The organism is Polaromonas sp. (assembly GCF_029945895.1).
GTDB lineage: Bacteria > Pseudomonadota > Gammaproteobacteria > Burkholderiales > Burkholderiaceae_C > Polaromonas.
Genome location: NZ_JAQSDL010000058.1, coordinates 1 through 2,660 on the forward strand (window position 1 = coordinate 1; position 2,660 = coordinate 2,660).

The following is a 2,660-nucleotide window of genomic DNA, read 5'->3' on the forward strand; positions in this document are numbered from 1 at the left end:
CGTAAGCGTCTGGCCGTGGCATCTTGAAGCCGATCAAGCTTTATAGGAGCCTCGTGTCCACTTAACTTTAGGTGGACACGTGCACACTATCTCCAATGAAACTGGCGTTCGCGCTCCGCGTCGCCGCAAACACAGCCCCGAGTTCAAGGCCCAGGTCGTCGCCGCTTGCCAACCGCTTGGCGTCTCGATCGCCGCAGTGGCCATGGCCAACGGAGTCAATGCGAACCTGGCGCGCCGCTGGATCGTCGAAGCCCGGCAGCGCGGCGGTGCTCACTTGGTGCCTGCCGCAGTGGCGCCCGCGTTCATCCCGGTGTGCCAGCAACCCGCTGAGCCAGCGTCCTTGGACATCCGTATCGAGCTGCGCCGAGGCGCAACCGCCATCAGCGTGAGCTGGCCCTGCCAGGCCGCAGCGCAATGCGCGGCCTGGATGCGCGAGCTGCTGCGATGATCCGGATCGACGCGCTGTGGCTGGCGGTCCAGCCCATTGACATGCGCGCCGGCGCTGATCGGCTGCTGGCCAGGGTGGTTCAAGTCTTCGGCGCCGCGCAGGCGCACCACGGCTACCTCTTCGCCAATGCCCGCTCAACGCGCATCAAGCTGCTGGTGCACGACGGCTTCGGAGTCTGGTGCGCAGCACGCCGCTTGAACAAAGGCGCCTTCGAGTGGCCGCGCGGTGGCGCCATCGACGCTGCTCCTGTCACGCTGAGCAAAGACCAGTTCGACGCCCTGGTGCTCGGGCTGCCGTGGCAGCGCCTGGAACAACTGCGGCGAATCACCCGGATATGAGCGCAACCCAAGCGGGCAATTCAACGCAATTGGAACAAGCCCCAGTGTTCGATCATGCGCTGGGCTTGCACAATGGCGCATGCTCAACGTGCATGCAATCAAACCCGAGGACCTCAAGGCGCTGAGCGCGGGCGAGCTGGCCGCCATGGCGGCGCAGATGCTGGCGCACATCGGTGAGCAAAGCAAGCGCATCGACACCCAGGCGCAGGCCATCAAGTGGCGCGACGCGAAGATCGAAAGCATCACGTTTCAGCTGGCGCGGCTCAAAGCCTGGAAGTTCGGTGCCAAGACCGAGCGCATGAACGCCGAGCAGCGGGACATCTTCGAAGAAACCCTGGCGGCCGACCAGGCCAGTCTTGAAGCCCAACTGGCCGCTTTGCAGAACGGGGCCGGCACAAGTCGCAGCGCACCCGAGCAGCAACCCCGCCGCCAACCCAAGCGCGAACCCCTTGCAGCGCACCTGCCGCGCGTTGACCAGCGCGTGGAGCCCGAGGACACGAACTGCCCGACGCCCGAATGCGGCCAGCCGATGGTGCGCGTGGGCGAGGACATCAGCGAGCGGCTGGACATCATCCCGGCGCAGTTCTTTGTGCAGCGCCAGATTCGGGGCAAGTGGGCCTGCAAGTGTTGCCAGCTTCTGGTGCAGGAGCCGGCCGCGCCCCAGGTATTTGACAACGCGCTGCCAACGCCCGGCCTGCAGGCTCACACCGTCATCAGCCGCTTCGTGGATCACATCCCCTACTACCGGCAAGAGCAGATCAACGCGCGTACGGGCGTGCGCATCCCGCGCTCCACGCTGGCGGCCTGGGGCGGGCAGACCGGGGCGCAGTTGATGCCGCTTCATGAGGCGCACCGGGCCTTCGTGCTCGCCTCGCGGATCGTGCACGCCGACGAGACGCCGATCTCGTTGCTGGACCCGGGCGCGGGCAAGACCAAAAAGGCCTATATGTGGGCCTACGCGCGAGGCGCCTTCGAGCCCGAGCCGGGGGTGGTGTTTGACTTCTGCGCGGGGCGCGGGGGCAAATACCCCTGCGAGTTCCTGACGGGCTGGAGCGGTACGCTGGTGGTGGACGCCTACAGCGGATACGACGCTGCGCTCGCGCTCGATGGGCGCAGCACTGCCTATTGCCTGGCCCACGCCAGGAGGAAGTTTGACGAATTGGTCAAGGCCAACGCGAGTGTCGTGGCCGCGCAGGCGATCCAGCGCATCGCCTGGCTGTACCGGGTGGAGGCCGACGCCCGGGATCTGCCGGCCCAGCAGCGGCTGCAGATGAGGCAGGAGCGGTCCGGGTCGCTGTGGCAGGAGTTGCATCTGTGGCTCCAACTGGAGCGCACGCGGGTGCCTGATGGCAGCGCCATCGCCAAAGCGATTGACTACAGTCTGAACCACTGGGCGGGGCTGGGGCGGTTCTTGCTGGACGGCGCTGTGCCGATTGACAACAACTACGTGGAGAACCGGATTCGGCCCTGGGCGCTGGGGCGGCGCAATTGGCTGTTCATCGGCTCTCAGCTGGCCGGCGAGCGGGCAGCAGTGGTGATGAGCTTGCTGCAATCGGCCAAGCTCAACGGGCATGAGCCGTGGGCCTACCTGAAGGATGTGCTCACGCGACTGCCGACGCAGCTGAACAGCCGCATCGAGGAGATGCTGCCCCACAAGTGGAAGCCCGCTGACTGAAGCCAGGCCGCTTGCGCATCCGCGCCGCATCGACAAGCTCACCGCTCTCCCGGCCATCAACCCGGCGAGCGCGCAGACGCTCAGCCAACGCGCCGCCATCGCCATCGCCGCCCTGCACACCGCTTGAACCATGTTCGCCATGGACGCAATGCTGGGGCGATGACTGAGTCAACTCAAGATGCCACGGCCAGACGCTTAC

3 protein-coding genes are annotated in these 2,660 nt (G+C 66.1%); all 3 read left to right on the forward strand.

Annotated features, from left to right (window positions below; all coding sequences use genetic code 11):
* The first annotated feature begins 79 nt into the window (after positions 1 to 79).
* The gene (locus PSV33_RS07610) at positions 80 to 448 is read left to right on the forward strand and encodes a transposase (protein WP_141396442.1); all 369 of its coding nucleotides are present in this window, start codon (positions 80 to 82) and stop codon (positions 446 to 448) included.
* Entirely contained in the window at positions 445 to 786 is a 342-nt protein-coding gene (gene tnpB / locus PSV33_RS07615) for an IS66 family insertion sequence element accessory protein TnpB (protein WP_176491458.1), read from the forward strand. The genes PSV33_RS07610 and tnpB overlap by 4 nt, the downstream gene beginning before the upstream one ends.
* A gap of 79 nt (positions 787 to 865) precedes the next feature.
* Positions 866 to 2,461, forward strand: coding sequence for an IS66 family transposase (locus PSV33_RS07620; RefSeq protein WP_293596471.1), 1,596 nt, complete (start codon positions 866 to 868; stop codon positions 2,459 to 2,461).
* The last annotated feature ends 199 nt before the right edge of the window (positions 2,462 to 2,660 follow it).

Excerpts from the sequence above, each read along its gene's own strand:
- tnpB (WP_176491458.1), top strand. The coding sequence starts at position 445 with ATGATCCGGATCGACGCGCTGTGGCTGGCGGTCCAGCCCATTGACATG.
- PSV33_RS07620 (WP_293596471.1), top strand. The coding sequence starts at position 866 with ATGCTCAACGTGCATGCAATCAAACCCGAGGACCTCAAGGCGCTGAGC.